At 66.4% G+C, this 26595-nt stretch carries 31 protein-coding genes and 1 riboswitch; of the genes, 17 read left to right on the top strand and 14 right to left on the bottom strand.

Annotation, left to right across the window (positions count from 1 at the left end):
- Positions 1 to 145: 145 nt before the first annotated feature.
- Entirely contained in the window at positions 146 to 1090 is a 945-nt protein-coding gene (gene dmeF, locus QFZ42_RS00560; RefSeq protein WP_307699080.1) for a CDF family Co(II)/Ni(II) efflux transporter DmeF, read from the bottom strand.
- Positions 1091 to 1095: 5 nt separating this feature from the next.
- The gene (ruvB, locus tag QFZ42_RS00555; protein ID WP_307699079.1) at positions 1096 to 2160 is read right to left on the bottom strand and encodes a Holliday junction branch migration DNA helicase RuvB; all 1065 of its coding nucleotides are present in this window, start codon (positions 2158 to 2160) and stop codon (positions 1096 to 1098) included.
- Positions 2161 to 2244: 84 nt separating this feature from the next.
- On the opposite strand from ruvB, the gene QFZ42_RS00550 reads away from it, so the two are divergent.
- From QFZ42_RS00550 to QFZ42_RS00520, 7 genes are read left to right on the top strand one after another with little or no spacing between them, the layout of a single operon-like run.
- Positions 2245 to 2847, top strand: a complete 603-nt coding sequence (locus QFZ42_RS00550) for a CDP-alcohol phosphatidyltransferase family protein (protein WP_307699078.1) — start codon at positions 2245 to 2247, stop codon at positions 2845 to 2847.
- 58 nt (positions 2848 to 2905) lie between these two features.
- Positions 2906 to 4675 (top strand): bifunctional alpha/beta hydrolase/class I SAM-dependent methyltransferase, encoded by a 1770-nt coding sequence (locus QFZ42_RS00545; protein WP_307699077.1) that lies wholly within the window; start codon positions 2906 to 2908, stop codon positions 4673 to 4675.
- 19 nt (positions 4676 to 4694) lie between these two features.
- Positions 4695 to 6053 carry a phosphatase PAP2/dual specificity phosphatase family protein gene (locus QFZ42_RS00540; RefSeq protein WP_307699076.1) on the top strand — a complete coding sequence of 453 codons (1359 nt, stop codon included), beginning with the start codon at positions 4695 to 4697 and terminating at the stop codon, positions 6051 to 6053.
- Positions 6046 to 6486: a hypothetical protein gene (locus QFZ42_RS00535; protein WP_307699075.1), complete on the top strand. Its 441-nt coding sequence runs from the start codon at positions 6046 to 6048 to the stop codon at positions 6484 to 6486. The genes QFZ42_RS00540 and QFZ42_RS00535 overlap by 8 nt, the downstream gene beginning before the upstream one ends.
- A 50-nt stretch (positions 6487 to 6536) precedes the next feature.
- A complete protein-coding gene (locus tag QFZ42_RS00530; RefSeq protein WP_307704135.1) occupies positions 6537 to 7208 on the top strand; it encodes a lysophospholipid acyltransferase family protein in 672 nt (223 codons plus the stop codon).
- Positions 7205 to 8158, top strand: a complete 954-nt coding sequence (locus tag QFZ42_RS00525; RefSeq protein ID WP_307699074.1) for a phosphatidate cytidylyltransferase — start codon at positions 7205 to 7207, stop codon at positions 8156 to 8158. Before QFZ42_RS00530 ends, QFZ42_RS00525 begins: the two co-directional genes overlap by 4 nt.
- Positions 8146 to 8775: a YdeI/OmpD-associated family protein gene (locus tag QFZ42_RS00520; protein WP_307699073.1), complete on the top strand. Its 630-nt coding sequence runs from the start codon at positions 8146 to 8148 to the stop codon at positions 8773 to 8775. Before QFZ42_RS00525 ends, QFZ42_RS00520 begins: the two co-directional genes overlap by 13 nt.
- A 14-nt stretch (positions 8776 to 8789) precedes the next feature.
- Here QFZ42_RS00520 and QFZ42_RS00515 read toward each other — a convergent pair whose 3' ends face one another.
- Together QFZ42_RS00515 and ruvA are read right to left on the bottom strand one after the other, a co-directional pair.
- Positions 8790 to 9401 carry a hypothetical protein gene (locus tag QFZ42_RS00515; protein WP_307699072.1) on the bottom strand — a complete coding sequence of 204 codons (612 nt, stop codon included), beginning with the start codon at positions 9399 to 9401 and terminating at the stop codon, positions 8790 to 8792.
- A gap of 9 nt (positions 9402 to 9410) precedes the next feature.
- Entirely contained in the window at positions 9411 to 9983 is a 573-nt protein-coding gene (ruvA, locus tag QFZ42_RS00510; protein ID WP_206175708.1) for a Holliday junction branch migration protein RuvA, read from the bottom strand.
- A 20-nt stretch (positions 9984 to 10003) separates the two neighbouring features.
- On the opposite strand from ruvA, the gene QFZ42_RS00505 reads away from it, so the two are divergent.
- Genes QFZ42_RS00505 through QFZ42_RS00495 form a run of 3 tightly spaced genes read left to right on the top strand, consistent with a single transcriptional unit; the run spans position 10004 to position 12037 of the window.
- Complete coding sequence (locus tag QFZ42_RS00505; protein WP_307699071.1) at positions 10004 to 10960, top strand: PhoH family protein; 957 nt, start codon at positions 10004 to 10006, stop codon at positions 10958 to 10960.
- 1 nt (position 10961) lies between these two features.
- Positions 10962 to 11426: an rRNA maturation RNase YbeY gene (gene ybeY / locus QFZ42_RS00500; protein ID WP_307699070.1), complete on the top strand. Its 465-nt coding sequence runs from the start codon at positions 10962 to 10964 to the stop codon at positions 11424 to 11426.
- A complete protein-coding gene (locus tag QFZ42_RS00495) occupies positions 11426 to 12037 on the top strand; it encodes a class I SAM-dependent methyltransferase (RefSeq protein WP_307699069.1) in 612 nt (203 codons plus the stop codon). The genes ybeY and QFZ42_RS00495 overlap by 1 nt, the downstream gene beginning before the upstream one ends.
- A 14-nt stretch (positions 12038 to 12051) precedes the next feature.
- Here QFZ42_RS00495 and dtd read toward each other — a convergent pair whose 3' ends face one another.
- Positions 12052 to 12495 (bottom strand): D-aminoacyl-tRNA deacylase, encoded by a 444-nt coding sequence (gene dtd / locus QFZ42_RS00490; RefSeq protein WP_307699068.1) that lies wholly within the window; start codon positions 12493 to 12495, stop codon positions 12052 to 12054.
- On the bottom strand, positions 12492 to 13403 hold the full coding sequence (locus QFZ42_RS00485; protein ID WP_307699067.1) for a cation diffusion facilitator family transporter: 912 nt from the start codon (positions 13401 to 13403) through the stop codon (positions 12492 to 12494). Before QFZ42_RS00485 ends, dtd begins: the two co-directional genes overlap by 4 nt.
- 143 nt (positions 13404 to 13546) lie before the next feature.
- On the opposite strand from QFZ42_RS00485, the gene QFZ42_RS00480 reads away from it, so the two are divergent.
- Entirely contained in the window at positions 13547 to 14050 is a 504-nt protein-coding gene (locus QFZ42_RS00480; RefSeq protein ID WP_307699066.1) for a FecR family protein, read from the top strand.
- Between the two features lie 2 nt (positions 14051 to 14052).
- Positions 14053 to 14664 carry an OmpA family protein gene (locus tag QFZ42_RS00475; protein WP_307699065.1) on the top strand — a complete coding sequence of 204 codons (612 nt, stop codon included), beginning with the start codon at positions 14053 to 14055 and terminating at the stop codon, positions 14662 to 14664.
- A gap of 36 nt (positions 14665 to 14700) precedes the next feature.
- Here QFZ42_RS00475 and tyrS read toward each other — a convergent pair whose 3' ends face one another.
- Positions 14701 to 15933, bottom strand: a complete 1233-nt coding sequence (tyrS, locus tag QFZ42_RS00470) for a tyrosine--tRNA ligase (RefSeq protein ID WP_307699064.1) — start codon at positions 15931 to 15933, stop codon at positions 14701 to 14703.
- Positions 15934 to 16089: 156 nt separating this feature from the next.
- Between tyrS and QFZ42_RS00465 the strand changes: the two genes are divergently transcribed.
- On the top strand, positions 16090 to 17430 hold the full coding sequence (locus tag QFZ42_RS00465) for a M23 family metallopeptidase (RefSeq protein WP_307699063.1): 1341 nt from the start codon (positions 16090 to 16092) through the stop codon (positions 17428 to 17430).
- A gap of 56 nt (positions 17431 to 17486) precedes the next feature.
- A complete protein-coding gene (locus QFZ42_RS00460) occupies positions 17487 to 18614 on the top strand; it encodes an anhydro-N-acetylmuramic acid kinase (protein WP_307699062.1) in 1128 nt (375 codons plus the stop codon).
- A gap of 98 nt (positions 18615 to 18712) precedes the next feature.
- Here QFZ42_RS00460 and erpA read toward each other — a convergent pair whose 3' ends face one another.
- The 3 genes from erpA to rplM all read right to left on the bottom strand — a co-directional run bounded on the left by erpA (position 18713) and on the right by rplM (position 20092).
- On the bottom strand, positions 18713 to 19078 hold the full coding sequence (erpA, locus tag QFZ42_RS00455; RefSeq protein ID WP_307699061.1) for an iron-sulfur cluster insertion protein ErpA: 366 nt from the start codon (positions 19076 to 19078) through the stop codon (positions 18713 to 18715).
- A gap of 177 nt (positions 19079 to 19255) precedes the next feature.
- Positions 19256 to 19648: a 30S ribosomal protein S9 gene (gene rpsI / locus QFZ42_RS00450; protein ID WP_007827948.1), complete on the bottom strand. Its 393-nt coding sequence runs from the start codon at positions 19646 to 19648 to the stop codon at positions 19256 to 19258.
- Positions 19649 to 19660: 12 nt separating this feature from the next.
- Positions 19661 to 20092: a 50S ribosomal protein L13 gene (gene rplM / locus QFZ42_RS00445; RefSeq protein ID WP_007827946.1), complete on the bottom strand. Its 432-nt coding sequence runs from the start codon at positions 20090 to 20092 to the stop codon at positions 19661 to 19663.
- A gap of 232 nt (positions 20093 to 20324) precedes the next feature.
- Here rplM and QFZ42_RS00440 point away from each other — a divergent pair, with 232 nt between their 5' ends.
- On the top strand, positions 20325 to 21275 hold the full coding sequence (locus tag QFZ42_RS00440; protein WP_307699060.1) for a 23S rRNA (adenine(2030)-N(6))-methyltransferase RlmJ: 951 nt from the start codon (positions 20325 to 20327) through the stop codon (positions 21273 to 21275).
- A gap of 28 nt (positions 21276 to 21303) precedes the next feature.
- On the opposite strand, the gene QFZ42_RS00435 is transcribed toward QFZ42_RS00440, so the two are convergent.
- From QFZ42_RS00435 to ahcY, 4 genes are all read right to left on the bottom strand, one after another.
- The gene (locus QFZ42_RS00435; protein WP_307699059.1) at positions 21304 to 21903 is read right to left on the bottom strand and encodes a septal ring lytic transglycosylase RlpA family protein; all 600 of its coding nucleotides are present in this window, start codon (positions 21901 to 21903) and stop codon (positions 21304 to 21306) included.
- 86 nt (positions 21904 to 21989) lie between these two features.
- Positions 21990 to 22814, bottom strand: a complete 825-nt coding sequence (metF, locus tag QFZ42_RS00430; RefSeq protein WP_307699058.1) for a methylenetetrahydrofolate reductase [NAD(P)H] — start codon at positions 22812 to 22814, stop codon at positions 21990 to 21992.
- 10 nt (positions 22815 to 22824) lie between these two features.
- Positions 22825 to 23601, bottom strand: coding sequence for a TlyA family RNA methyltransferase (locus QFZ42_RS00425; protein ID WP_307699057.1), 777 nt, complete (start codon positions 23599 to 23601; stop codon positions 22825 to 22827).
- Positions 23601 to 25040, bottom strand: coding sequence for an adenosylhomocysteinase (ahcY, locus tag QFZ42_RS00420; protein WP_307699056.1), 1440 nt, complete (start codon positions 25038 to 25040; stop codon positions 23601 to 23603). The genes QFZ42_RS00425 and ahcY overlap by 1 nt, the downstream gene beginning before the upstream one ends.
- Positions 25041 to 25106: 66 nt before the next feature.
- A riboswitch (S-adenosyl-L-homocysteine riboswitch) is annotated at positions 25107 to 25175 on the bottom strand.
- 117 nt (positions 25176 to 25292) lie between these two features.
- On the opposite strand from ahcY, the gene QFZ42_RS00415 reads away from it, so the two are divergent.
- Both QFZ42_RS00415 and phaP read left to right on the top strand, forming a co-directional pair.
- Positions 25293 to 25925, top strand: coding sequence for a hypothetical protein (locus QFZ42_RS00415; protein WP_307699055.1), 633 nt, complete (start codon positions 25293 to 25295; stop codon positions 25923 to 25925).
- A gap of 138 nt (positions 25926 to 26063) precedes the next feature.
- Positions 26064 to 26573 (top strand): TIGR01841 family phasin, encoded by a 510-nt coding sequence (gene phaP, locus QFZ42_RS00410; RefSeq protein ID WP_307699054.1) that lies wholly within the window; start codon positions 26064 to 26066, stop codon positions 26571 to 26573.
- Positions 26574 to 26595 lie beyond the last annotated feature (22 nt).

The following is a 26595-nucleotide window of genomic DNA, read 5'->3' as shown; positions in this document are numbered from 1 at the left end:
ACGGCGCGATGGCAATCCCGTGACATTCCAATGACGCAAAAGGCCGCGGAGCAGGCCATGCCAGTGCACCCGCGGATCGGGCTTTGCCCGGCCGCCGGGTGCGCCTCCCAGTGGGGGAGGCGCCGAAGGCGCTTCGGGGGCGTCCTTAGCAGCGCTGGATTTCCACCGTCGAGTGGCGGATTTCCTCGTGCATCGAGAAGCAGGCCCGCACCTCGTCGGCCGACAGCGTGGGTGAATGCGTCACCACCGTGAGCGCACAGGCGTACGCCTCGCGGCCCACGCGCCACACATGCAGGTCGGCCACGCGGGTTTCCGAATCGGCCAGCGTGGTCTCCACGCCTTCGCGGATTTCGGCTGTGACGGGATGGTCCATCTCGCGGTCGAGCAGCACCTTGCCGGTTTCCTTGAGCAGCCCCTTGGCCCACACCGACACCAGCACCGCACCGACGATGCCCATCATCGGGTCGAGCCAGGACCAGCCGAAGAACCAGCCGCCGAGCAGCGCGGCGATCGCCAGCACCGAGGTGGCGGCATCGGCCACCACGTGCAGGTAGGCGGAGCGCAGATTCAGGTCGTGGCCGTGCGCGTGGCCATGATCGTGGCCGTGACCATGGTCGTGTCCATGCCCGTAATGGTGAGCCGACCCGAGCAGCCGCGCGCAGACCAGGTTGACCACCAGTCCGAGCACGGCCACCGCCACGGCTTCGCGGTAGTGAATGGCCGAAGGCGAGAGAAGCCGTTCGATGGAACCCACCACCATCCAGGCCGCCACGCCCAGCAGCATCAGCGCGCTCGCGAAGCCGCCCAGCACTTCGATCTTCCAGGTGCCGAAGGCAAAGCGCGGATCGTGCGCATAGCGCCGCGCCGCCGCATAGGCAAAGGCGCTCAGGCCGATGGCCAGCGCATGCGAGCTCATGTGCCAACCGTCGGCCAGGAGCGCCATGGAGTTGAACCACCAGCCGGCGCCGATCTCGACCACCATCGCGGCGAGGGTGATCCACATCACGAGGCGGGTGCTGCGCTCGGCCGATTCGTTGCCGGCGCCGAAGTGATGGTCGTGCTGCCAGGCACTCAGGTCATGGGTGTGCATGGGTTTCAGATTCCGAAAAGGTCTTGTCCATCCGAGCGGCTCGAAGGCGGCGTCACGCCCAGGTGGCGATAGGCCGCCAGCGTGGCGATGCGCCCGCGCGGGGTGCGCTGCAGGTAGCCCTGCTGAATGAGGTAGGGCTCGATCACGTCTTCGATGGTGCCCGGCTCCTCGCCGATACTGGCCGCCACGTTGTCCAGGCCCACCGGGCCGCCGTCGAAGCGGTGGATCACGGCTTCGAGCAGCTTGCGGTCCATCAGGTCGAAGCCCTGCGGATCCACGTCGAGCATCGCGAGCGCCTTGTGCGCAATGTCTTCGGTGATGCGGCCGTTGCCCTTCACCTCGGCGTAGTCGCGCACGCGGCGCAGCAGGCGGTTGGCGATGCGGGGCGTGCCGCGCGAACGGCGCGCAATCTCGAAACCGCCGGCTTCGTCGGTTTCCACCTTCAGCAGGCCGGCGCTGCGCCGCACGATGAGCGCCAGTTCCTCGGGCGTGTAGAACTCCAGCCGCGCGACGATGCCGAAGCGGTCGCGCAGCGGGTTGGTCAGCATGCCGGCGCGGGTGGTGGCGCCCACCAGCGTGAAGGGCTGCAGGTCGAGCTTGATGCTGCGCGCCGCGGGCCCCTCGCCGATCATGATGTCGATCTGGTAGTCCTCCAGCGCGGGATAGAGGATTTCCTCGACCACCGGGCTCAGCCGATGGATCTCGTCGATGAAGAGCACATCGTTGGGCTCGAGGTTGGTCAGCAGGGCCGCCAGGTCCTTGGGCTTCTCGAGCACCGGGCCGGAGGTCTGGCGCAGGTTCACGCCCAGTTCGGCCGCGATGATGTGCGACAGCGTGGTCTTTCCAAGGCCGGGCGGCCCGAACAGCAGCACGTGGTCGAGCGCTTCCTTGCGCTTGCGCGCCGCGCCGATGAAGATTTCGAGCTGCTCGCGCACCTTGGCCTGGCCGACGTATTCGTCGAGCAGCTTGGGGCGCAACGCACGCTCGATCGCCTCTTCATGGGGCGAAGCGGGGGCGGCGGACACCACGCGGGGGGGAGCGGGCGCGAAATCGTCGGTCTGAATGGTCATGGGAGAGGGTTTTGCGTTTGTGAGTTTAGTGCCTGCTCACTGGCAGAATGCTTCGGCCATATAACAAACGAGGGGAAGCCAAGGGTGTCGATCTACGAACTGAAACCTCGGTTCCAGGGGCTGCTGCGGCCGCTCGTCGGGCGCCTGCACGCCGTGGGCATCACCGCCAACCAGGTCACGCTGGCCGCGTGCCTGGTGTCGGTGGCACTCGGGCTCTGGCTTTTCTTCGCGGCTCCGTCGCTCGCGGCTTTCGCGCTCATTCCGGCCTGGATGTTCATTCGCATGGCGTTCAACGCCATCGACGGCATGCTGGCGCGCGAGCACGGGCAGCAAAGCAAGCTCGGCGCCTTCCTCAATGAACTGACCGATGTGGTGTCCGATGCCGCGCTGTACCTGCCGTTTGCGCTGGTGCAGCCGTTCAGCCCGTTCTGGGTCGGCACGGTGATCGTGCTCGCGGGCCTGAGCGAATTCGCGGGCGCACTCGGCCCCACGGTCGGGGCCTCGCGCCGCTACGACGGGCCGCTCGGCAAGAGCGACCGCGCCTTCGTGTTCGGCGCGCTCGGCCTCTACGTGGCACTGGGGTGGCCGCTGCCGGGCTGGACGGCCTGGCTGATGCCTCTTCTCGCCGTGCTGGTGGCCTGGACGGTGGTCAACCGCATCCGCCGCGCACTGGCCGAAGCCGTGTGAACCCATCCACGAACAACGAACAACGAACAACGAACAAAGAAATAACGACAGGGATTCGATGACCGACACAATCACCCACCAGCGCACTCCGCAAGAGCGCCAGTTCCGCACGCACGACGGCGAATCGCTGTTCTACCGGCACTGGCCGGCCACGGGGGCCACGCGCCGCGGCGCGATCGTGCTGTTCCACCGCGGCCACGAGCACGGCGCGCGCATGGCGCACCTGGTCGACGAACTCGACCTGCCCGACTTCGACTTCTTCGCCTGGGACGCGCGCGGCCACGGCCGCTCGCCGGGCCAGCGCGGCTACAGCCCGAGCTTTGCCACGTCGGTGCGCGACGTGCAGACCTTCGTGCAGCACATCGGCAGCGCGCACGGCGTGGCGGAGCACGACATCCACGTCATCGCGCAGAGCGTGGGGGCCGTGCTGGTCTCCACCTGGGCGCACGACTACGCGCCCAAGGTGCGCGGGCTCACGCTGGCCTCGCCGGCGTTCAAGGTCAAGCTCTACGTGCCGTTTGCGCGCGCGGGGCTCGGGCTCATGCACAAGCTGCGCGGCCTGTTCTTCGTCAACAGCTATGTGAAGGCGAAGTTCCTCACGCATGACCCCGAGCGCATTGCGAGCTACGAAAGCGATCCGCTGATCTCGCGGCCCATCGCGGTGAACATCCTGCTGGGCCTCTACGAAGCGGCCGACCGCGTGGTGGCCGATGCCAACGCGATCACGCTGCCGGTGCAGTTGCTGATCTCGGGCGCCGACTGGGTGGTGCACCACAAGCCGCAGCACCAGTTCTTCGAACGGCTGGGCAGCGCCATCAAGACCAAGCTGGAGCTGCCGGGCTTTTTCCACGACACGTTGGGCGAGAAGGACCGGGCGCCGGCGGTGCGGTCGATTCGCGACTTCATCCTGCAGCTGTTCGACCAGCCGCCGGTACCGGTCGACCTGCGCGCCGCGCACCTGAGCGGCAACACCGCCGATGAGTCGCGTGCGCTGGCCGAGCCCCTGGCGCCGCTCTCGCCGCGCGGCGCCTACTGGGCCTTGACGCGCGGCAGCCTGCGCGTCGGCGGCAAGCTGTCGAGCGGCGTGAAGCTGGGACACGACACCGGCTTCGATTCGGGCAGCACGCTCGACTACGTCTACCGCAACGAGCCGCAGGGCAAGGGTGCGCTCGGCCGGTCCATCGACAAGACCTACCTGAACTCGATCGGCTGGCGCGGCATCCGGCAGCGCAAGATCCATGTCGAGGAGCTGATCCGCATCGCCATGGAGCGCCTGGCCGAGATGCACCGCGAGGTGCGCGTGATGGACATCGCGGCCGGCCATGGCCGCTATGTGCTCGACGCGGTGGCTGCGAGCCCGGTCAAGGCCAGCTCGATCCTGCTGCGCGACTACAGCGGCATCAACGTGCGCGACGGCCGCGCGCTGATCGCCGAGAAGGGCCTGGAAGAGGTCGCCCAGTTCGTGCAGGCCGACGCCTTCGACCGCATCAGCCTGGCCAGCGTGACGCCGCGGCCCACACTGGCCGTAGTGTCGGGCCTGTACGAGCTCTTCCCCGACAACGAGATGGTGCAGCGTTCGCTCGCAGGCGTGGGCGACGCGGTCGAAGACCGCGGCTACCTGGTCTACACCGGCCAGCCCTGGCATCCGCAACTCGAGATGATTGCGCGCGCGCTCACCAGCCACCGCCAGGGCGAAGCCTGGGTGATGCGCCGCCGCACGCAGGCCGAGATGGACCAGCTGGTGGAGGAGGCGGGCTTCCGCAAGATCGACCAGCGCGTCGACGAATGGGGCATCTTCACCGTCTCGCTCGCGGTGAGGGTCGGGTGACCGGCAGGCTCGGCGCCCTATGAAACACTGGCTGGCACAGCGTCCATGGAAGCGGGCCGCCGCATGGCTGGTGTTCCTGGGGCCGTTGTTCTACGCGACCTACGGGCTCGCCAACTGGTGGGCCACCACGCTCGCGCAAGTGCCCTCGATGGCTTTCGCGTGGGAGCGGCAGGTGCCGTTCTGGGCCTGGACGATCTTTCCGTACTGGACCATCAATGTCTTCTACGCGCTCTCGCTCTTTCTCGCGCGCAGCAAGCACACGCTCGACCGGCATGCGCTGCGGCTCGTGAGCGCCACGCTCGTCGCCTGCGCCTGCTTCGTCGTCTGGCCGCTGCATTTCAGCTTCGGGCAGCCGGCGGTCGAGGGCGCGCCGGCGTTCTTGTTCAACGCGCTGCGCGGCTTCGACCAGCCCTACAACCAGGCACCTTCGCTGCATATCGCGCTGGCGGTGATCCTGTGGGACTGGTACCGCCAGTTCCTGCGCGCGCTGTGGGCGAAGCTGGTGCTGCATGTGTGGGCGTTCGCCATCTGCGCCTCGGTGCTCACGACCTGGCAGCACCACTTCATCGACATTCCGACCGGGGCGCTGCTCGGAATCTTCTGCGTCTGGCTGTGGCCGCTGGAGCGCACGGTGTCGATGCCGGGCGCCTGGCAATGCACGCGCGATGCGCAGCGCTGGAAGCTCGCCAGCTTCTACGCCGCCGGTGCGGCCGTGTTTCTTGCGGCGGCTTTGTACGGCGGCGGCATGTGGCTGTGGCTCGCTTGGCCCGCGGCCTCGCTGGCGCTGGTGGCGCTGGTGGCGCTCAACTACATCGGCTTCGGTGCGCGCGGCTTCCAGATGAACACTCAAGGCCGCATGGGCTGGGCGGCGCGCTGGCTGTTTGCGCCCTATCGACTCGGCGCGGCCCTCAATGCCTGGCTCTGGACGCGCAGGCTGCCGGCGTCGGTCGAAGTGGTGCCGGGCCTGCGCCTCGGACGCCTGCCGACCCAGGCCGAATGGATCGCCGCCGGACGGCCACGGATCGTGAGCCTGTGCGCCGAGTTGCAGACGCCCGCGGGCGTGCCGCACGCGCGCTGCGTGCCGATCCTCGACCTGACCGTGCCGCCGACCGTGCGGTTGCAACGCGCGGCCGCCGTCATCGAAGGACAGCGCCTCGATGCCGCCGGCGCGCCGGTGTGGGTGTGCTGCGCGCTGGGCTTCTCGCGCAGCGCCGCGGCGACCATCGCGTGGCTGGGGCGCTACGGCGCATCGGGCGGCCTCGCGCAAGCCGAAGACACGGTGCGCCTTGCGCGCCCGCAGATCGTGCTGCGACCCGCGTGGCGGATTTCACTCGAGCCGCTGGGCACCGCCGCTGCCGGAGTGCCGCCCCATGACTGACAACGAACGCGCCACCTGTGCGGCGCTGGCCGGGCTGCTTCGCGCCGCGGCGGTGCTGGCGGCCTGGGGCTTCGCGCTCATGTGCATTGCGGCGCTGGTGCTCGCGCTCACGGTGCGATCGCTCTCGGTCACGGCCGCCATGAGTTTTGGCGCAGTGGTGGTGCTGGGCACGCTCGAGCGCTATTTCGCATTCAGGCTGCAGCTCGACCAGGCGCTGTTCGACGATCTGGCGCGCGGCGCCATCCCGTCGCTGAATGCGCTCGACACCGCGCTCGACCGGCTCGGCCTGCGCAATGCACCGGCAACGAAAGCAGCCCGGCCGCTCGACGACCGCGTGCAGGGCACCCGCCAGCTCATGCAGCGCCATGCCGTCGTGATCGCCTGCCAGAGCGCCATGTTTCTCCTTGCCTTGATGACCCAGGACCTCACGTGACCGAAGAAGAAGATCAAAATAACAGGGAAACCGGCCGGCCCGAAAGTACGGTGCTGCGCCGCGCGCTTGCCGTCGTCGCGGGCAAGCTGATCATCGGCGCAGCCGGCCTCCTGACCGGCGTGCGCGCCATCTGGAGCGGCACCACGCCCAAGGCCGAGCAGACGCTGTACTTCGCCAATCACACGAGCCACGGCGACTTCGTGCTGCTGTGGGCCACGCTGCCGCCCGATCTGCGCGCGCTGACGCGGCCGGTGGCCGGGCAGGACTACTGGATGGCCTCCAAGATGCGCCAGTTCATCGGCGCCGACGTGTTCAACGCGCTGATGATCCGGCGCGACGGCTCGGGCCAGGGTGGGAACCCGGTCGACCAGATGAAGGAGGCGCTGGAGGGCGGCGATTCGCTCATCATGTTCCCCGAGGGCACCCGCAATACGGGCGACGAGATCCTTCTGCCGCTCAAGAGCGGCCTCTATCACCTCGCGCGCGCCTGCCCCAACGTGCGGCTGGTGCCGGTGTGGATCGAGAACCTGAAGCGCGTGCTGCCCAAGGGCACCTTGGTGCCGATTCCGCTCGCCTGCACGGTTCGCTTCGGCGCGCCGATCACGCTGGCCGAAGGCGAAGACAAGAGCAGCTTTCTTGCGCGCGCACGCGCCGCCATGCTCGACCTGCGCCCCGAATACGACCGGGTGCCAGAACAAGAAAAAGCAACGACGACGCCATGAACATCTCGCCCTCCACCCAGACCACGCTGCAATTGTTCGGTGGCGTCGCCGGCGTGCTGATTCTTGCCTCGGCCATCGGCGCAGCGCTCAAATGGCGCGTGGCGCAAGGCCAGCCCCATTCGGTGATCGACAACCTCAACGCGCGCGTCAATGCGTGGTGGGTGATGGTGGCGGTGATCGGCCTTGCCTTCGCCTTCGGCAAGGGCGGCGTGATCGTGCTGTTCTATTTGATCTCGTTCTACGCGCTGCGCGAGTTCATCAGCCTGGCCTACACGCGGCGCGGCGACCATCATGCGATTGCGGCGGCGTTCTACATCGGGCTGCCGGTGCAGTATTTCCTGGTGTGGATCGATTGGTACGGGCTCTATTCGATCTTCATTCCGGTCTACGCCTTTCTCGTGCTGCCCATACTCGCGGCCGTGGGCGGCGACACGCAGCGCTTCCTGGAACGCACTTCGAAGATCCAGTGGGGCCTGATGATCTGCGTGTTCTGCATCAGCCACGTGCCCGCGCTGCTCACGCTGCAGATCCCCGGCTTCGAAGGCCGCAACCTGCTGCTGATCGCTTTTCTGGTGATCGTGGTGCAGGGCAGCGACGTGCTGCAGTACGTCTGGGGCAAGCTCTTCGGCAAGCGCAAGGTGGCGCCCGAACTCTCGCCCTCCAAGACCTGGGAAGGCCTGGTCGGCGGCGTGGCGAGCGCCACCGCACTGGGCGCGGCGCTCTACTGGGCAACACCGTTCAATCCCTGGCAGGCGGCGCTGATGGCGCTCACCATTTGCCTCATGGGCTTCTTCGGCGGACTCGTGATGTCGGCCATCAAGCGCGACCGCGGCGTGAAGGATTGGGGTTCGATGATCGAAGGCCACGGCGGCATGCTCGACCGGCTCGACTCGGTGATCTTCGCGGCGCCGATCTACTTTCACGCGCTGCGCTACTGGTGGGTGCCGTGAGCACGGCGCGCACAAGCGCAACAAAAGCGGCGGCGGCCGAGCGCGTGCCGCATGACACGCCCGTCGATTGCACCACCGCCGCCGCGTGGGAGCGTTGGCTGAAGCGCCATCACGCCGACGCGGCCGGCGTGTGGCTGCGAATGGCCAAGAAGAGCAGCGGCATTGCATCGGTCAACCACGCCGAGGCGCTCGAGGTTGCGCTGTGCTACGGCTGGATCGACGGGCAGCGCAAGGCGGAAGACGACAAGCACTTCCTGCAGCGCTTCACCCCTCGCACGCCGCGCAGCACCTGGTCGAAGATCAACCGCGACAAGACATTGAGGCTGATCGAAGAAGGCCACATGCAGCCAGCCGGCCTGGCCGAAGTCGAGCGTGCTCGCACCGACGGCCGCTGGGAGGCGGCCTACGATGCCCAAAGCATCGCCACCGTGCCGCCCGACCTGCAGGCCGCGCTCGACGCGAATTCCAAGGCCGCCGTCTTCTTCGCCAAGCTCGACTCGCGCAACCGCTACGCGGTGCTGTTCCGAACGCAGGGTGCGAAGAAGGCCGAGACCCGGGCGCGGCGTATTGCGCAGTTCGTGGAAATGCTGGCCAAGGGCGAGAAGATCCACCCCTGAGACGACTGCCACGCCTAAACCTTCTGCAACGCGTGGATGCCCGGCTTGAAGGGCCCCATCGCGACCCCAAGCTCCCACAGCGCGAGCGCCCCAGGATGCAGTACGTAGCCTCTCAGTTTGGCCACGCCGCGTTTGCGTATTTGGCGATTCAGCCGGGAGGAGAAGGATGTGATCCTCGCGAAATCCCATGCCTCGACAGGACCGTCCTCGGGGAACGTGGCGGACCAGGTCTGCGCTCGCAACAGGGTGTTGTGGTTCGTGTGTGAATTGTCCAGCCGCACCTTGTCGATGACCGGCGCATGCAGGTGCAACTGCACCATGCCCCACCCGCTGGCGCTGTACCTGAAGGCGGCGCCACCGCAGGCCTGCGGATTCAGCGCAATGTGGCGCGGCACGAAAGCCGGACCGGCCCCTCGCACGTAAAGGCTCAGAAGAACCGCTTGGCACGGCGGCTCACCAGGAGGCCGTTGGAACCGCGCCAGCACCTCGGCGGCGGAACGAAAGCGTTTCAGCGGTTGCTCGAAAGCCGAGTAATGCTCGTAGACGTCGCAGCTGTCTTCGGCGAACAGCCATGAGAGCACGTCTTCGTGATCTTCAGGTGTTGCGTAGAAATCGCAGTTCGGCATGGCTTGCCATCATTTCGCCAGCGCCTTCAGCGCCAGCTTGATCCCCTCGCTCACCGTCGCATCCTTCGGCAACGCCTTGAGCGCCAACGCGGCTTCCTTGTCGCTGTAGCCCAGTGCGACCAGCGCCTGCAGGATGTCGGCCTGCGCGTCCGAAGCTGCATGCGCGGGCAGGCCGATGTCGGCGCCCAGCTTGCCCTTAAGTTCCAGCAACAGCCGCTCGGCGGTCTTCTTGCCGATGCCGGGAATCTTCACGAGCCGGCCGAGCTCCTGCGTGGTGATGGCCTGCGACAGTTCGCCCACGCTCATGCCCGAAAGCAGGCCAAGCGCCGTGCGCGGCCCCACGCCGGTGATCTTGATGAGTTGCCGAAAAGCCGCACGCTCCTCGGCGGTGCCGAAACCGTAGAGAATCTGCGCGTCCTCGCGCACCACGAAGTGCGTGAGCAGCGAAACGCGCTCTCCGGTGCCGGGCAGGTTGTAGAACGTGCTCATCGGCACATCGACCTCGTAGCCGACGCCGTTGCAGTCCACCACCACTTGCGGTGGGTTGCGTTCGGCCAATACGCCGGTGAGTTTGCCTATCATGGGTGCCCTTTTTCCTTGAAATGTCCGGCGTGATTCTGCGACACACCTTTGCTCCCCCCAACAACTCGCGCCTCGGCCACCTGTGCGGACCGCTGGATGCGCACCTGCGCCGCATCGAAGAGGCCCTGGGCGTGAAGATCGCGCACCGCCACGAGCAATTCAAGGTCGATGGTCCCAAGGCCTCCGCGCAGCGGGCGATGGACGTGCTGCAGGCGCTGTACGAAATTGCCCAGCGGCCGATCGACCCAGCCGTGGTGCAGCTCACGCTCGCGGGCGACGGCTCCATGATCGACGGCGACGAGGATGCGGCCATGCTCGTCACCCGCCGCGCCGACCTGCGCGCGCGCACGCCCACGCAGGCGCTGTATCTGGACAACATCGCCAAGCACGACATCACCTTCGGCATCGGCCCGGCCGGCACCGGCAAGACGTACCTGGCGGTGGCTTGCGCGGTCGATGCGCTGGAGCGCGCGGCGGTGCAGCGCATCGTGCTCACGCGACCGGCAGTGGAAGCCGGCGAGCGGCTCGGCTTTCTGCCGGGCGACCTGACGCAGAAGGTCGACCCGTACCTGCGTCCGCTGTACGACGCGCTCTACGATCTCATGGGCTACGAGAAGGTGCAAAAGGCCTTCGAGCGCAACGCGCTCGAAATTGCACCGCTGGCCTTCATGCGCGGGCGCACGCTGAACAACGCCTTCGTGATCCTCGACGAGGCGCAGAACACCACGGTCGAGCAGATGAAGATGTTTCTTACGCGCATCGGCTTCGGCGCCAAGGCGGTGGTGACGGGCGACGTGAGCCAGATCGATTTGCCCAAGCAGCAGCTGAGCGGGCTGATCGACGCCGAGCGCGTGCTGAGGCGCGTGAGCGGCATCGCGATCACGCACTTCACCAGTGCCGACGTGGTGCGGCATCCGCTGGTCGCCAAGATCGTCGACGCCTACGACGGTCAGCGCAAGCGCGCGGGTTCGCACTGACATGGCACTGGCCCAGCTTTCGCTTTCGCTGCAGTTCGCGCCGCGCTTCAAGGGCATCGAGCGGCACCGCGCCGCGTTGCCGCGCCATAGCGTCGCGCGCTGGATCCGCCATGCGCTCGATGTGGACGGCGAGGTCACCGTGCGCATCGTCGACGCCGAGGAAGGGCAGCGCCTGAACCGCGAATTCCGCGGCAAGGACTATGCGACGAACGTGCTGACCTTCGACTATGCGCAAAGCCCGATGGTGATGGCCGACCTGGTGCTGTGCGCACCGGTGGTTGCCCGCGAGGCCAGGGAAGAACGCAAGACGCTGGCCGCGCACTACGCGCACCTGCTGGTTCACGGCACGCTGCACGCGCAAGGCTGGGACCACGAGACCAGCGAAGCCGATGCCGAAGCCATGGAAGCGCGCGAAATCGAAATCCTGGCGGGCTTGGGCATCCGCAACCCCTACGGCCGGTCGTGATGACGGCGGCGCCCGGGACGAACACCGATCCGTGGCTGGCGCGCTGGATTCCGTTGCTCGCGGAGCGCGCGGGAACCGGCCCGGTGCTCGAACTGGGCTGCGGAACCGGCCCCGACAGTGCGGTGCTCGCCGGCGCGGGCCTGCACGTGGTGGGCATCGAGTTGTCGAGCGAGTCGGTAGCCGCCGCGCGAGCGCGGGTGCCGCACGGCGCCGCGTTTCACTGCCGCGATTTTCGTGCGCCTTTTCCGCTGCCTGGCGGAGAAGAAGACGGCAGCGTGGGCGCAGTGGTCGCGAGCCTTTCGCTGCACTACTTCGCATGGGACGAAACGCTGGCGCTGGCACGGCGGATTCGCCGCGTGCTTCGACCGGACGGCGTGCTGCTGTGCCGGCTGAACTCGGTGAACGACTTCCACCACGGCGCCAGCGGTCCGCCGCCGGACGGCGAAGACTCCTTCTATCTGGTGGACGGTGTGCCCAAGCGCTTTTTCGACCGCGCGGCAGTGGAGCGGCTCTTTGCCGACGGCTGGCGCATGCTGCATCTCAATGAATTTACGGTGCACCGCTACGAGCAGCCGAAGGTGCTCTGGGAAGCCGTGCTCGAACACAACTGAACGCGAAGGCGGCGCTACGGCGCCATCTGCAGCGGAATGGTGACGGGCCCGTCGTTGACGAGGTGCACCTGCATGTCAGCGCCGAACTCGCCGGTTGCAACCACCGGATGCGCCGCGCGGGCCCGCGCCACGAAGTAGTCGTAGAGCCGCCGCCCTTCGTCCGGTGCTGCCGCCTGTGTGAAGCTGGGCCGGTTGCCACCGCTCACGTCGGCCGCGAGCGTGAATTGGCTCACCACGAGCAGGCCGCCGCCGATGTCTTGCAGGCTGCGGTTCATCTTGCCGGCCTCGTCGGAAAAGATGCGCAGCTTCAATATCTTTGCGAGCATGCGGTCGGCCAGCGCATCAGCATCGCCGCGCTCGGCGCAGAGCAAGACAAGCAGGCCGGCACCGATGGCGCCGACGGTCTGGCCGGCGATGTCCACACGCGCGCTGGCCACCCGCTGGACGACGGCCTTCATGCCTCTTCTCCGATCTGCGTGGCACGGGCCTCCATGCCGAGCGGCAGCAGCTGGATGGTCACGCGCAGGCCGGGCACGGCATCCATCAGCACTTGTTCCAGCTCATCGCGCAGGGCCGCCGCGTGCTGCAGCGTCCAGTCGCCGGGCACGTGCATGTGCAGGTCGGCAAAGCGGCGCTGGCCTGCACGCCGCGTGACCATGTCGTCGAAGCGCAGCCGTGGGCCTTCGGGCAGGCGCGCGGCAAACTGGTCCAGCGTGGCGCGCAGCGTGGCGATGGTTTCGGGTTCGAGGGCTTCGTCCATCAGCCCTTGCGACGAGCGCCACACGAGCTTCACGCCTTCACGCACGATGTTGAGCGCCACGCCGATGGCCAGCAGCGGGTCGAGCCAGAGCCATCCGCTGAAGTGCACGGCCACAATGCCGATCACCACCGCGGCCGAGGTCCAGACGTCGGTCACGAGGTGCCGCGCATCGGCTTCCAGCGCGATCGACCGGTGCGTGCGCGCCGCTCTAAACAGCGCGAAGGCCAGGGCCGCGTTGAAGCCCGAGCTGATCACCGACAGCCCGAGCCCCCAGCCCAGTTGATCGAGCGGCTGGGGAGAAAGCAGCCGCTGCACGGAAACCCAGAGAATGGCGGCGGCGGCGCCGACGATCAGAATGCCTTCGAAGCCCGATGAGAAGTACTCGGCCTTGTGGTGGCCGTACGGATGGTCTTCGTCGGCGGGCCGCGCCGCCACGGTCACCATCGCCAGGGCGAACATCGCGCTGGCAAGATTGACGAACGACTCCATGGCATCGGAAATCAGACCCATCGAGTTCGTGACGTAGCCTGCCAGCCCCTTGAGCAGGATCGTGATCAGGGCAACGGCCACGGAAACGCGAAGCAGCGTCTTGGGGGTCAAAGTCATGTGCGGCGAGAGACGTTGGGCAAGAAAAACGGCCGAAATGCGGCAAAAGGCCGCATCTTTGTAGCCAAGTTCTCAAATGCGGCCTCCGCTTGTAACAGGTCCGATTTAATATTTGTGTCACAGCGAGACATTCGCAGAGAGTGATGATGAAAAAATTCCTGATCGCCCTGGGAGGCTTCGCCTTTTGGGGCGCAGTGGCGCTGGCCCACGCACAAACACCTTCCGCCGCAACAGCCGCGCCAACAGCCGCGCCGGTTGCCGAGCTGCAGGCGGGCTTCGTGAAGTCGGTGCGCGGCAACGTGCAGCTGCTCAGCACGGCTGGCACGCCTCGCGCAGCCAGCGCGGGCGATGCGCTCACCGCCGTCGACCGCATCGTGACAGGTCCGGATTCTTCCGCTGCCGTGGTCCTGCGCGACGACACGACGCTCGTGGTCGGGCCTTCGTCGCGGCTGGACCTGAAGGAATTCCACTTCAACGCCACCACGCACGAAGGCGGCGTGCTCGTGTCGCTGTTGCGCGGCTCGATGCGCATGATCACCGGACTGATCGGCAAGACGAATCCCGACGCCATCCGCGTGGAGACGCAAACGGCCACCATCGGCATCCGAGGGACCGACTTCATCGTGCAGACCGACGGCCAGCCATGATGATGAAGTTGCGACCCCATGCCACTCTCTTCCTTGTCGCCCTGACTGCCGCGCTGCTCGCCGCATGCTCGACGCCGGGCACCCGCGTGGTGCTGCTGCCGCAGGCGGACGACAAGCCTTCGGCCGTGGTGGTGCGTGCGAAAGACGGCGAAGAAGTTCTTTCCAGGCCCTATCAGCGCGCCACCGCGGCTGTCGGCGCGTCCGGCGCGCCCGTGGTCGACCAGGCGGATCCCGCCAAGGTGCGGGCCGAGAACAAGGTGCTGTTCGACATGCGCCCGCCTCCTCCGCAGCGCTACACGGTGTTTTTCGACGCCGGCGGCACCACGCTCACGGCCGCGTCGCAGCAGGTCATGAACGAGGCGATGATTGCGGCGCAAACCCGCAGCGGCAGCGACATCGTGGTGACCGGGCACACCGACACCAAGGGCGCTCTCGAGCAGAACGACATGCTTTCGCAACGCCGGGCGCAGGAAGTCGCGCAGCTGTTCGTGGAACGGCAGTTCCCGGCCAAGCGCATCGAGGCCGTCGGCCGCGGCGAACGCGAACTCGCCGTGTCCACGGCCGACGAGGTGGACGAGCCGCGCAACCGGCGCGTCACCATCGAAGTCCGGTGAAGCGGTTGGCGGCGAGCGCCGCCGCCGGCCTTTCCGTCAGCTGACGGTGACGCGCGCAAACTTGCGCTTGCCGACCTGCACCACGTAGCTGCCCGCGGGCAGCTTCAGCGCCTTGTCGCTGATCACGACCGAATCGACGCGCACGCCGCCGCCGTCGATCAGCCGATTGCCCTCGGAGGTCGAGGGTGCAAGGCCGGCTTGCTTGAGCAGCTGCGCAATGCCAAGCGGCGCCCCTCCCAACGAAACCTCGGGAATCTCGTCCGGCACGCCGCCCTTGCTGCGGTTGATGAAGTCCTGTTCCGCCGCCTCTGCCGCCGCCGCGCTGTGGAAGCGCGCGGTGATTTCCTTGGCCAGCGCCACCTTCGCGTCCTTCGGATTGCGGCCCGCCGCAATTTCGGCCTTGAGCGCCTCGATTTGCTCGAGCGACTGGAAGCTCAGCAGCGTGTACCAGCGCCACATCAGTTCGTCGGAGATCGACAGCACCTTGGCGAACATGGTGTTGGCGTCTTCGCTGATGCCGATGTAGTTGTTCTTGCTCTTGGACATCTTCTCGATGCCGTCGAGCCCCTCCAACAAAGGCATAGTGAGTATGCACTGCGGCTCTTGGCCGTATTCCTGCTGGAGATGGCGGCCGACGAGCAGGTTGAACTTCTGGTCGGTCCCGCCCAGTTCGAGGTCGCTCTTGAGCGCCACCGAGTCATAGCCCTGCATCAGCGGGTAGAGAAACTCGTGCACCGAGATCGACTGGCCGGCCTTGAAGCGCTTGTTGAAGTCGTCGCGCTCCATCATGCGGGCGACGGTGTACTTGGCGGCGAGCTGGATCATGCCGCGCGCGCCCAACGGGTCGCTCCATTCGGAGTTGTAGCGAATCTCGGTCTTTTCAGGGTCCAGCACCAGGCTGGCCTGCCGGTAGTAGGTCTGGGCATTGGCCTCGATCTGCTCCCGCGTGAGCGGCGGCCGGGTGCTGTTACGGCCCGAGGGGTCCCCGATGGTGGTCGTGAAGTCGCCGATCAGGAAAATCACCCGATGCCCCAGGTCCTGGAGCTGACGCATCTTGTTGAGGACAACCGTATGGCCGATGTGGATATCGGGGGCGGTTGGATCGAGCCCCAATTTGATGCGCAGCGGCGTTCCGCTGGCCTCCGAACGCTGCAGCTTGCGCACCCACTCGTCCCGGGGGAGCAGTTCATCGGTCCCTCGGAGGGATATCTCAAGCGCTCGTCTTACACCATCGGACAGGCCATTGGATGTAACAGATTCGGCATTCATAGGCTTTTTGGCTGATTTTCAGGTTGCCGAAGCTATACTCAGCCCGACTTTTCAAGCGCCGGATTCTAAGCGGCGCTTTTTCCGCACCGCCCTGCCGCCCTCTCCGCTCTGGGCTTTGCAGCGCGGATTTGCAGAACCTGAGCTGGAATTCAAAGTTTGATCAACGGCATTCTCGCCGCCGAGGAGCTCCTGGCTTCTCGCGTGGCCTATACATTCCGGACCTATCCCAAGCAGATCACCGCGGCCATCGCGGCTGCCTTGCTGAGCGCCGGCACCCTGGCGGTGGCCTCCCTGGGCCCCGACGCGTCCGACCTTCCGGTCCAACAGGTCCTTGAAGCGACCGCGCCCCTGTCCTTTGCGGACCAGAGCGAATCGCTCGAGAACTTCAGCTTCACGCTGTTTCGCACCGACATCACGCGCTCCAGCGACACGGCCGAGGCCCTGCTGAAGCGCCTGGGCATTTCCGACCCCGCAGCCACCGCCTTCGTGCGCGGAAGCGGCGAAGCCCGCAATGCGCTGTTCGCGCGCGCGGGACGCACCATCACGGCCGAAGCCACGCAGGAAAACCAGCTCAAGAGGCTCAGCGCCCGCTGGATTCCCGACGGCGACGGCGGCTTCAAGCGCTTCGTGGTCGAACGCACGGCCGTCGGATTCGTCGCGCTCACCGAACGCGACACGCTGACGCCTGGCACGCGCCTGGCCAGCGGCACCATCCGCACCTCGCTGTTCGCAGCCACCGACGACTCCCGCGTTCCCGATTCAGTCGCGAGCCAGCTGGCCGACATCTTCGCGGGCGATGTCGACGTGCGCGCGCTGCGCAAGGGCGACCGCTTCGCCGTGGTGTACGAAACCTTCGAAGCCGACGGCCAGGCGCTGCGCAGCGGCCGCGTGCTCTCGGCCGAGTTCGAGAGCGGCGGCAAGGTGCACCAGGCCGTGTGGTTCCAGCCCGCGGGCCAGAAGGGCAGCTACTACCGCCCGAACGGGGACAGCCTGCGCAAGGCGTACCTGAGCTCGCCGGTCGAGTTTTCGCGCGTGTCGAGCGGCTTCGCGATGCGCATGCACCCGATTCTGAACAGCTGGCGCCAGCACAACGGCATCGACTTCGCGGCGCCGACGGGCACTGCGGTGCGCAGCGTCGGCGACGGCACGGTCGATTTCGCGGGCACGCAGAGCGGCTACGGCAACATCGTCATCGTCAAGCACCGCAACAACCAGCAGACGGCCTACGCGCACCTGAGCCGCGTCGACGTCAAGGCCGGCGAGAGCATCAGCCAGGGCCAGACCATCGGCGCCGTGGGCTCCACCGGCTGGGCGACCGGCCCTCACCTGCATTTCGAGTTCCGCGTGAACGGCGAATACCAGGACCCGACCTCGATCGCCCAGGAAGGCGGCGCCCCCATCACCGCAGCGATGCGCCCGGCGTTCGAACGCATCGCCGTCGGTGCGCGCACCGAACTGGCCGCGGCGTTCTCGGTCATCCAGGCCAGCGCGGACTGATCCCGCGCCGCGGCGGCACCACACGGCACGCAGCGGCCCGCTCGCCCCCTCCAAAGATGGCCGCTGAACTCTTCATCGGCCTGATGTCCGGCACGTCGCTCGACGGCGTCGACGGCGTCTTGGCCGACTTTTCCGAGGGCCGCATTGCCGTGCGGGCCTACGCCACAGCCCCCTTTCCCGCGGCACTGCGGGCGGAGCTGATGGCGCTCAACACGCCCGGCGACAACGAACTTCACCGCGCGGCACTGGCCGGCAATGGCCTGGCCCGGATCTACGCCAGCGTGGTGGGCCAACTCCTGGCGGACAGCGGCGCCTCGGCCAGCGAAGTGACAGCGCTTGGCGCCCATGGCCAGACCGTGCGCCACCGGCCCACGGAGTTCGATGGCGTCGGATACACCCTGCAGATCAACAACCCCTCGCTGGTGGCCGAGTTGACGCGCATCGACGTGGTCGCGGATTTCCGGAGCCGCGATCTAGCTGCAGGCGGCCAAGGTGCGCCGCTGGTGCCGGCATTCCACCGGGCAATGTTCGCGCGCGCGGCCGAACCTGTGGCGGTGCTGAACATCGGCGGCATTTCCAATCTGAGCCTGTTGCCGCCCCTCGATACGCCCGAAAACCCGGCGGTGCTGGGCTTCGATTGCGGGCCGGGCAATGCCCTGATGGACCACTGGTGCCAGCTTCATACCGGCGAACCCTTCGATCGCGGCGGGCAATGGGCCGCGAGTGGCCAGGTGCTGCCGGTATTGCTCGCACAACTGCAGGCCGAGCCTTACTTCGCCAAGGCGCCGCCCAAAAGCACAGGCCGCGACCTGTTCAATCCGGCATGGCTATCAGCCCGCGTCGGCACAGCCACGGCCTTTGCACCCGCCGACGTGCAGGCGACCCTGACCGAATTCACCGCCACCGTTTGCGCAGCAGATGTCTTGCGGTACGGAAACGATAGCAAACTGCTCATTGTTTGTGGTGGCGGCGCACTGAACGACCATTTGGTCGGGCGCTTGCGGGCGCTGCTTCCGGCCGTGGACGTGGCGGCTTCGACGGAACACGGCCTGCCGCCGCTGCAGGTCGAGGCGGCGGCATTTGCCTGGCTGGCGCGCAGCACGGTACGGCGCGAGGCGGGCAACCTTGCCAGCGTGACTGGCGCGTGCGGTGCGCGCGTGCTGGGCGCGGTCTACCCCGCCTGAGGGCGGCTCTTTGCCGGCCTGCATGGGCGGCAGGCAGCAAAAAGCCGCCCGAAGGCGGCTTTTACCGGACGATGCCGCCAGCGGGCGTCAAGGGCAGGTCAGGCCGTGAAGCTGGACCCGCAGCCGCAAGTGCTGGTGGCGTTCGGATTCTTGATCACGAACTGGGCGCCCTGCAGGTCTTCCTTGTAGTCGATCTCGGCGCCGACCAGGTACTGGTAGCTCATGGCGTCGATCAGCAGCGACACGCCGTTCTTGGTCATCGTCGTGTCGTCTTCGTTGGTGATTTCATCGAAAGTGAAACCGTACTGAAAGCCCGAGCACCCGCCACCCTGCACAAACACGCGCAGCTTGAGGTCGGGATTGCCTTCCTCGGCGATCAGGTCGGCCACCTTGGCGGCCGCACTGTCGGTGAAGACGATGGGTTCGGGCATCTGGGTCTGGATGTTTTCGGCAACAGCGCTCATGTGGGGTAACTCCTTGAGGGCCGAACATGCGGCCAATGAACCAATGCTACTGCAATGCGGCGTTCCTGGCAGGCCGGGGCAGCGAGCACCCAAAGCAAGTGGGGGCTAACGCCACATTCACCAGAGATCGCAATGAAAAAGCCGCCCGAAGGCGGCTTTCGTCCGTAGCGAACAGGATCAGCGCTTGCTGAACTGCTTGCGGCGGCGTGCGGAGTGCAGACCGACCTTCTTACGTTCGACTTCACGCGCATCGCGCGTCACGAAGCCAGCTTGGCTCAGCACGGGCTTGAGCGTTGCGTCGTAGTCGATCAGGGCACGGGTGATGCCGTGGCGCGTGGCGCCGGCTTGACCCGATTCGCCGCCACCGTTCACATTGACCATCACGTCGAAAGCTTCGAGGTTGTTGGTCAGCGCGAGGGGCTGCTTGGCAATCATGATCGAGGTTTCACGGCCGAAGAACTCTTGGATGTCCTTGCCGTTGACCGTGATCTTGCCGGTGCCTTTTTTCAGAAACACGCGGGCGACGCTCGATTTGCGACGGCCGGTGCCATTGTTCCATTCACCAATCATTCTCAAGGCTCCTTACAGTTCCAGCACTTTGGGCTGTTGGGCGGTATGCGGGTGCTCAGCGCCACCGTACACCTTGAGTTTCTTGATCATCGCGTAACCAAGCGGGCCCTTGGGCAGCATGCCCTTGACAGCCTTTTCCAGGGCGCGGCCCGGGTGCTTGTTCTGCATGTCGCGGAAGTTGGTCGCCGTGATACCGCCGGGATAGCCCGAGTGACGGTAGTACACCTTGTCGATCGACTTGGCGCCGGTGACGCGCAGTTGCGCGGCGTTGATGATGACGATGAAGTCACCGGTATCGACGTGAGGCGTATAAATGGCCTTGTGTTTGCCGCGCAAACGGAGAGCAACTTCGCTGGCTACTCGTCCGAGGACCTTGTCGGTCGCGTCAATCACAAACCACTCGTGCGTCACGTCAGCGGGCTTGGCGCTGAACGTTTTGGTCATGAGTTTTTCTCTTGAAAAGAGGGTTTGGCGAGCCCTTTTCCACGGTCGGCGTTCCTCTGGTGGGAATCTCTTAGGTGGGTTTTCACGCCTGCCCGCCCAGTGATGAGCAGGTGAACATGCCTTCGCCGCGGGGCTACAAAAACGCTGCGAAGCCCGCGATTATACGAAGAATCGGCCCATCGAAGCAAATTGAAGCCTCCCGGGAGGCCTGAGACGTTACCATCCTCACCCTATGTTCAGTTACCGCCACGCCTTCCATGCCGGCAACCACGCCGACGTGCTCAAGCACACGGTGCTGATTGCCACCCTCGACCATCTGCTTGAAAAAGAAGCGCCCCTCACGGTCGTCGACACCCACGCCGGCGCCGGCCTGTATCGGCTCGACGGCGACTACGCCGGCACCAGCGGCGAAGCCGCCGAGGGCATATTGCGTCTTCTTTCGGAAAAGAAGCCCCCTGCTTCGCCAGCACCTGCGGGCAAGTCAGCCGCAAAAAAGGGAGCGCCCGAAGCCGAGGCGCCCTTGGCCGACGCGATTGCGCGCTACCTGAGTGTGATCCACGACTTCAACCCCAAGGGCGGAGCGCGCATCTATCCCGGTTCGCCGTTCATCGTGCAGCACCTGCTGCGCGACCACGACAAGCTCAAGCTGTTCGAGCTGCACCCGACCGACGCGCGCACGCTGGACGCCAACATTGCGCAGCTCGAAGCCGGCCGCCAGATCGCCGTGCTGCACGAAGACGGCTTCGGCAGCGCCACCAAGTTCCTGCCGCCGCCTTCGCGCCGCGCATTGGTGCTGATGGACCCGAGCTACGAAATCAAGAGCGACTACGGCCGCGTGCTCGACTTCGCGGCCGAGGCGCTCAAGCGCTTTGCGACCGGCACCTATGCGGTCTGGTACCCGATCATTCCGCGCCCCGAGGCGCACGACCTGCCGCGGCGGCTCAAGACACTGGCGACCAAGGCCGGCAAGTCGTGGCTGCACGCCACGCTCACGGTCAAGTCGAGCAAGCTGATCACCACGACGACCGGCGAAACCCAGCGCCCCGGATTGCCGGCAAGCGGCATGTTCCTGATCAACCCGCCCTACACGCTGAAGCCGCTGCTGGCTGCCGCCCTGCCCCAACTGGTGGAGCGGCTGGCCCAGGACCGGAACGCCACCTTTTCGCTCGATACGGGCGGCTAGGCTCTTTCGTTCTTCTTTGTTGCGCCTTCTAGCGGCGGCGGCGCGGCGGCACGTAGACCTTGCGGCGCGCGGACACGGGCGCGGCGGGCGGTATCACGGCCCCGGCCCCTTCCACCTCCTCCCCACCGCAGCGCATGCCCTCGCGGTCGATGATCGTCAGCGCCACCTGCTTGATGCCGAGCCCGATCATGCCGATGCGATCGGCCGCGGCACGGCTCAGGTCGATGATGCGGCCCTGCGCGTAGGGGCCCCGATCGGTGATGCGCACCAGCACTTCGCTGCCATTGACAAGGCTGCGCACGCAGACGCGGGTGTTGAATGGCAAGGTCTTGTGGGCCGCCGTCATGGCCATCATGTCGAAGCGCTCGCCGCTCGCGGTCTTGCGCTGGTGAAACGGAATGCCGTACCAGGACGCTCCACCGCGTTCGTAGATCTCGCGAGGGCCACCGTCGCCCGGCACGCCGTCGTCGGGCCCCAGATCGCCGGGGCTTGGCGCCGCAAGGTCGTAGCGGACCGACGGCACGCTCGAACGGGCCGGTGCGCCTGCAGGCACGGCCAGCTGGCGCGGCAAGGGCGAAAGCTTTGCGTCTTTTGCATCTCCGCCCCCGCCTTCGGTGGCCGGGGGCATGGCACAACCGGCCAACGCACAGCTTGCTGCGACAAGCGCGACGCGAAATGCCCCGCGCAGCGAACTCACTGCGCCTGCGCGCCCCCTCAATCGAGGCGCTCCAGCACAGCCAGCGTGGCCGCCGACTGGTTCATCGTGTAGAAATGCAGCGCCGGTGCGCCGCCTTCACGCAGGCGCGCGCAAAGATCGGCCACCACGTCGAGGCCAAAGGCCTTGATCGACGCCGTGTCGTCGCCGAAGCCCTGCAGCCGCAGGCGGATCCAGCGCGGAATCTCGGCGCCGCAGGCATCCGAGAAACGCATCAGCTGCGTCGAACTGATGATCGGCATGACGCCCGGCACGATCGGCGTGTCGAGGCCGAGCTTGCGCGCGTCGTCGACGAAGCGGAAGTAGGCCTCGGGGCTGAAGAAATACTGCGTGATCGCAGAATCGGCCCCGGCCTTCACCTTGGCGGCAAAGGCCTGCATGTCGGCTTCGGGCGAACGGGCCTGCGGATGCACCTCGGGGTAGCAGGCCACCTCGATGTGAAAGTCGCGGCCGGTTTCTTCGCGGATGAAGGCGACGAGGTCGCTGGCATACAGAAATTCGCCGCCGATGCCGTAGCCGCTCGGCAGGTCGCCACGCAAAGCGACGAGGCGCTTCACGCCCATGGCCTTGAGCTCGGCCAGCTGCTCGCGCACCGTCGCGCGCGTGGCGCCGATGCACGAGAAGTGGCTCGCGGCGTCGACGCCTTCAGAAAGGATTTCCTGCACCGCGCCGAACGTGCCCTGGTGCGTGGAGCCGCCCGCGCCGTAAGTGACCGAGCAGAACTCGGGCTTGCGCGCATACAGCTGCTGGCGCACCGCGCGCAGCTTGACCGCGCCCTCGGGCGTCTTGGTCGGAAAGAATTCGAAGCTCAGCGGAAGGCGCACCTGCGTCTCCTTAAGAGCCGTTGGCGCCAGCAGCGCGCACGGCGTGAATGAAAAACTCGCGGTTGCCGTCGCCGCCGGCGATCGGGCTTTCGAACCACTGCAGCACGCGAAGCTCGAGCGCTTCGCAGGCATCGCGCAGGCGCTTTTCGACCACCGCATACATCGACTCGTCGCGCACGATGCCGCCCTTGCCGACCTGCCCGGGCTGCAGTTCGAACTGCGGCTTGACCAGCAACAGCAGGTGCCCGTCATCGGCGAGGAACGGCACCACGGCCGGCAGCACCAGCGTGAGCGAGATGAACGACAGGTCGCCAACGATGAGGTCGAACTGCGATTCGCCATCCTCGCCCAGATCGTCGGGCGACAGGGCACGCGCGTTGACGCCTTCGATGGCCTCGACGCGCTCGTCCTCGCGCAACTTCGCATGCAGCTGCCCATGGCCGACATCGACGCCGACCACCTTGGTCGCGCCGCGCTGCAGCAGGCAGTCGGTGAAGCCGCCGGTCGACTGGCCCACGTCGAGGCAAAGCTTGCCCGAAGGATCGACGCTGCTGACAGCCAGCGCGCCTTCAAGCTTGAGCCCGCCGCGCGAAACGTAGCGTGCCTCTGCCGCATCGTCGAGTTCGAGCTCGGCCGATTCGGGCACTTCGTCGCGGTTCTTCACGACTGCCCGCCATGCGTCGCTCGTGCCCGCATCGCGCCAGCGCATGCCGCCGGCAATGAGCCGCACGGCTTGCGACCGCGACGCGGCAAGGCCGCGTTCCACCAGCAACTGATCAGCGCGCATCAGTACCGGTACGTGTCCGCCTTGTACGGACCCGCCTTGTCGACGCCGATGTAGGCGGCTTGCTCGTCCGTCAGTTCGGTCAGCATGGCGCCAACCTTCTTCAGGTGCAGGCGCGCAACCTTCTCGTCGAGGTGCTTGGGCAGCACGTAGACCTTGCCGGCCTGGTAGGCATCGGGCTTGGTGAAAAGCTCGATCTGCGCGATGGTCTGGTTCGCGAACGACGACGACATCACGAAGCTCGGGTGGCCCGTGCCGCAGCCCAGGTTCACAAGGCGGCCCTTGGCCAGCAGGATGATCTTCTTGCCGTCGGGGAACTGGATGTGGTCGACCTGCGGCTTGATCTCTTCCCACTCGTACTTCTCGATCGACGCGACGTCGATCTCGTTGTCGAAGTGGCCGATGTTGCAGACGATGGCCTGGTCCTTCATCTTCACCATCGTGTCATGCGTGATGACGTCCTTGTTGCCGGTGGTGGTCACGAAGATGTCGGCCTTGTCGGCGGCGTATTCCATCGTGACGACCTTGTAGCCTTCCATCGCGGCCTGCAGGGCGTTGATCGGGTCGATCTCGGTCACCCACACCTGGGCGCTCAGTGCACGCAGCGCCTGGGCCGAGCCCTTGCCCACGTCGCCGTAGCCAGCCACGCAGGCCACCTTGCCGGCGATCATCACGTCGGTGGCGCGCTTGATGCCGTCCACCAGCGATTCGCGGCAGCCGTACAGGTTGTCGAACTTGCTCTTCGTGACAGAGTCGTTCACGTTGATGGCGCGGAACAGCAGCGTGCCCTTGGCGCTCATCTCGTTCAGGCGGTGCACACCGGTGGTCGTTTCCTCGGTCACGCCGATGATCTCGGCCGACTTGCGGGTGTACCAGGTCGAATCGACGGCCAGCTTGGCCTTGATGGCCGCGTAGAGGATGCGCTCTTCCTCGCTGGTCGGGTTGGCGAGCACGCCCAGGTCTTTTTCGGCGCGCTGGCCCAGGTGCATCAGCAACGTGGCGTCGCCGCCGTCGTCCAGGATCATGTTCGGGCCCTCGCCCTTCGTACCCTTGGGGCCGAAGTCGAAGATGGCATGGGTGTAGTCCCAGTAGTCCGTCAGCGACTCGCCCTTGATCGCGAACACCGGCGTGCCGGCGGCTGCAATGGCGGCGGCGGCGTGGTCCTGCGTCGAGAAGATGTTGCACGAAGCCCAGCGCACGGTGGCGCCGAGCGCTTGCAGCGTCTCGATCAGCACGGCGGTCTGGATCGTCATGTGCAGCGAGCCCGTGATGCGCGCGCCCTTGAGCGGCTGCGCCTTCGAGAACTCCTCGCGGATGGCCATCAAGCCGGGCATTTCGGTTTCCGCGATGCGGATTTCCTTGCGGCCCCAGGCGGCCAGCGACAAGTCGGCAATCGCCTGGTCGGCAGTGGAAACGGGGGTGGGCTTGAGAACAGCGCTCATGAGAACTCCAACAAAGCTAGTTTGAAAGGTGCCACTGCGTTCGGGGAAAAGACTCACCGCGAGAACAGCGGGTGAGCGTGGTTGCGATGTAGTCCGAGCCTCACGCCTGATGGCGCTGCAACGCTCCTCGGAACCGCGGATTGTAGACGGGGCGGCAGCACCGGCCAATCGCCGGGGCATCCCACATGCCGGAAAGCGTGTTTCCCGCCTGGAGCGTAAATTGAGCAGCTCTCAACCACGGAAGTTCCTCCCATGCTCGTCAGAATCTCCCCGGTCTTGCTGGCTTCGGTCCTCTTTCTTGCCGCCAGCGCACCGGTCCTCGCCTCCGCACAGGCCGCCTCCGAGCCCGTGCGCATCCGCGGCACCATCGTCCGCGTCGATGCCAAGACCCTCGTGGTGCAAGACCGCGGCGGCGAAGTCGTCAGCCTCTTTCGGCCGACCGACATGACGGTCTCGGAGGTCTATCCGATCAAGCTGTCCGACATCAGGCAGGGCAGCTTCATCGGCACCGCCGCCATGCCGCAGGCCGACGGCACGCAGAAGGCTCTCGAGGTGGTGGTGTTCCCCGAGGCCGCGCGCGGTACCGGCGAAGGCCACCGTCCGTGGGACCTGCTGCCGCAGAGCACCATGACCAATGCCACCGTGGCCGACCTGGCCGCGGCGCCCAAATCGGTGCGCGGCGGGCAACAGCTTCGATTGACCTACAAGGGCGGAGAGCAGACTGTCGTCGTACCGCCTGATGTGCCGGTCGTGACCTTCCGTCCCGGCACCGAATCCCTGCTGGTGCCCGGCGTCAAGGTGCTGGTCAATGCACAGGAAAAGAACGGCATACCCACGGCGCTGCGCGTCACCGCCGGGCGCAACGGCTTCGCGCCGCCGATGTAACCCAAGGGAAATCCCGCAGGCGAATTTGCCGCCTCGGGCATTGCGGCCGTGCCGGTGCGGCGTATCGTGTCGAGGGACTTTGCCGTCCGGCTGGTCCTCGTCGTTCCCCCGTCCAACCGACACAGGAGATACTGCACCATGGCCACTGCCAAGAAAGCCGCCGCGAAGAAGACCACTGCCAGCAGCAGCAACGAAAGCAGCAGCACCAGGGCGGAGGCCACCAGTGCCGCGGACATGCTCAATCCGATGAAGAATCTCAAGGCCATGACCGACCGTCTGCAGGAACTCAACCTGACTGGCGGCGCGAGCAAGCTGCTCGAGAGTGGCCAGAAGGACCTCCAGGCGCTGATGCAGGCCAATGAAAAGTCCTACCAGGGCCTGCAGACCGTGGTGCAGCGGCAGACCGAGATGATCAAGAGCGCGATCACCGAGTGGCAGACGGCGGCCAAGGAAATGCCGGGGAAGGACCCCAAGGCCAATCTCGCCAAGCTCGACGAACTCGGCCGCCAATCGTTCCAGCGCGCCATCGACGACATCAAAGAGCTGGCCAACCTCGCCGCCAAATCGCAGGCCGATGCATTCGAGCTGGTGCGCCAGCGCATCCAGTCCAATGTGGATGAAGTGACCAAGATGCTGAAGCGGAAGTAAGGCGCCCCGGGGAGGGGCGTTT

The organism is Variovorax paradoxus (assembly GCF_030815855.1).
In the GTDB taxonomy this organism is placed as follows: domain Bacteria; phylum Pseudomonadota; class Gammaproteobacteria; order Burkholderiales; family Burkholderiaceae_C; genus Variovorax; species Variovorax paradoxus_M.
This window is presented reverse-complemented; position numbering and strand designations above follow the sequence as displayed.

Coding starts and splice junctions, on each gene's coding strand:
- QFZ42_RS00415 (WP_307699055.1), top strand. CDS start 25,293: ATGCTCGTCAGAATCTCCCCGGTCTTGCTGGCTTCGGTCCTCTTTCTT.
- erpA (WP_307699061.1), bottom strand. CDS start 19,078: ATGAGCGCTGTTGCCGAAAACATCCAGACCCAGATGCCCGAACCCATC.
- QFZ42_RS00435 (WP_307699059.1), bottom strand. CDS start 21,903: ATGCCCCCGGCCACCGAAGGCGGGGGCGGAGATGCAAAAGACGCAAAG.
- QFZ42_RS00485 (WP_307699067.1), bottom strand. CDS start 13,403: ATGACTTTGACCCCCAAGACGCTGCTTCGCGTTTCCGTGGCCGTTGCC.
- QFZ42_RS00425 (WP_307699057.1), bottom strand. CDS start 23,601: ATGCGCGCTGATCAGTTGCTGGTGGAACGCGGCCTTGCCGCGTCGCGG.
- QFZ42_RS00495 (WP_307699069.1), top strand. CDS start 11,426: ATGACGGCGGCGCCCGGGACGAACACCGATCCGTGGCTGGCGCGCTGG.
- QFZ42_RS00535 (WP_307699075.1), top strand. CDS start 6,046: ATGACTGACAACGAACGCGCCACCTGTGCGGCGCTGGCCGGGCTGCTT.
- QFZ42_RS00525 (WP_307699074.1), top strand. CDS start 7,205: ATGAACATCTCGCCCTCCACCCAGACCACGCTGCAATTGTTCGGTGGC.
- ybeY (WP_307699070.1), top strand. CDS start 10,962: ATGGCACTGGCCCAGCTTTCGCTTTCGCTGCAGTTCGCGCCGCGCTTC.
- dmeF (WP_307699080.1), bottom strand. CDS start 1,090: ATGCACACCCATGACCTGAGTGCCTGGCAGCACGACCATCACTTCGGC.
- QFZ42_RS00540 (WP_307699076.1), top strand. CDS start 4,695: ATGAAACACTGGCTGGCACAGCGTCCATGGAAGCGGGCCGCCGCATGG.
- ahcY (WP_307699056.1), bottom strand. CDS start 25,040: ATGAGCGCTGTTCTCAAGCCCACCCCCGTTTCCACTGCCGACCAGGCG.
- phaP (WP_307699054.1), top strand. CDS start 26,064: ATGGCCACTGCCAAGAAAGCCGCCGCGAAGAAGACCACTGCCAGCAGC.
- rpsI (WP_007827948.1), bottom strand. CDS start 19,648: ATGATTGGTGAATGGAACAATGGCACCGGCCGTCGCAAATCGAGCGTC.
- QFZ42_RS00505 (WP_307699071.1), top strand. CDS start 10,004: ATGTCCGGCGTGATTCTGCGACACACCTTTGCTCCCCCCAACAACTCG.
- QFZ42_RS00475 (WP_307699065.1), top strand. CDS start 14,053: ATGAAGTTGCGACCCCATGCCACTCTCTTCCTTGTCGCCCTGACTGCC.
- QFZ42_RS00440 (WP_307699060.1), top strand. CDS start 20,325: ATGTTCAGTTACCGCCACGCCTTCCATGCCGGCAACCACGCCGACGTG.
- QFZ42_RS00515 (WP_307699072.1), bottom strand. CDS start 9,401: ATGCCGAACTGCGATTTCTACGCAACACCTGAAGATCACGAAGACGTG.
- rplM (WP_007827946.1), bottom strand. CDS start 20,092: ATGACCAAAACGTTCAGCGCCAAGCCCGCTGACGTGACGCACGAGTGG.
- QFZ42_RS00545 (WP_307699077.1), top strand. CDS start 2,906: ATGACCGACACAATCACCCACCAGCGCACTCCGCAAGAGCGCCAGTTC.
- ruvB (WP_307699079.1), bottom strand. CDS start 2,160: ATGACCATTCAGACCGACGATTTCGCGCCCGCTCCCCCCCGCGTGGTG.
- ruvA (WP_206175708.1), bottom strand. CDS start 9,983: ATGATAGGCAAACTCACCGGCGTATTGGCCGAACGCAACCCACCGCAA.
- dtd (WP_307699068.1), bottom strand. CDS start 12,495: ATGAAGGCCGTCGTCCAGCGGGTGGCCAGCGCGCGTGTGGACATCGCC.
- QFZ42_RS00480 (WP_307699066.1), top strand. CDS start 13,547: ATGATGAAAAAATTCCTGATCGCCCTGGGAGGCTTCGCCTTTTGGGGC.
- QFZ42_RS00460 (WP_307699062.1), top strand. CDS start 17,487: ATGGCCGCTGAACTCTTCATCGGCCTGATGTCCGGCACGTCGCTCGAC.
- tyrS (WP_307699064.1), bottom strand. CDS start 15,933: ATGAATGCCGAATCTGTTACATCCAATGGCCTGTCCGATGGTGTAAGA.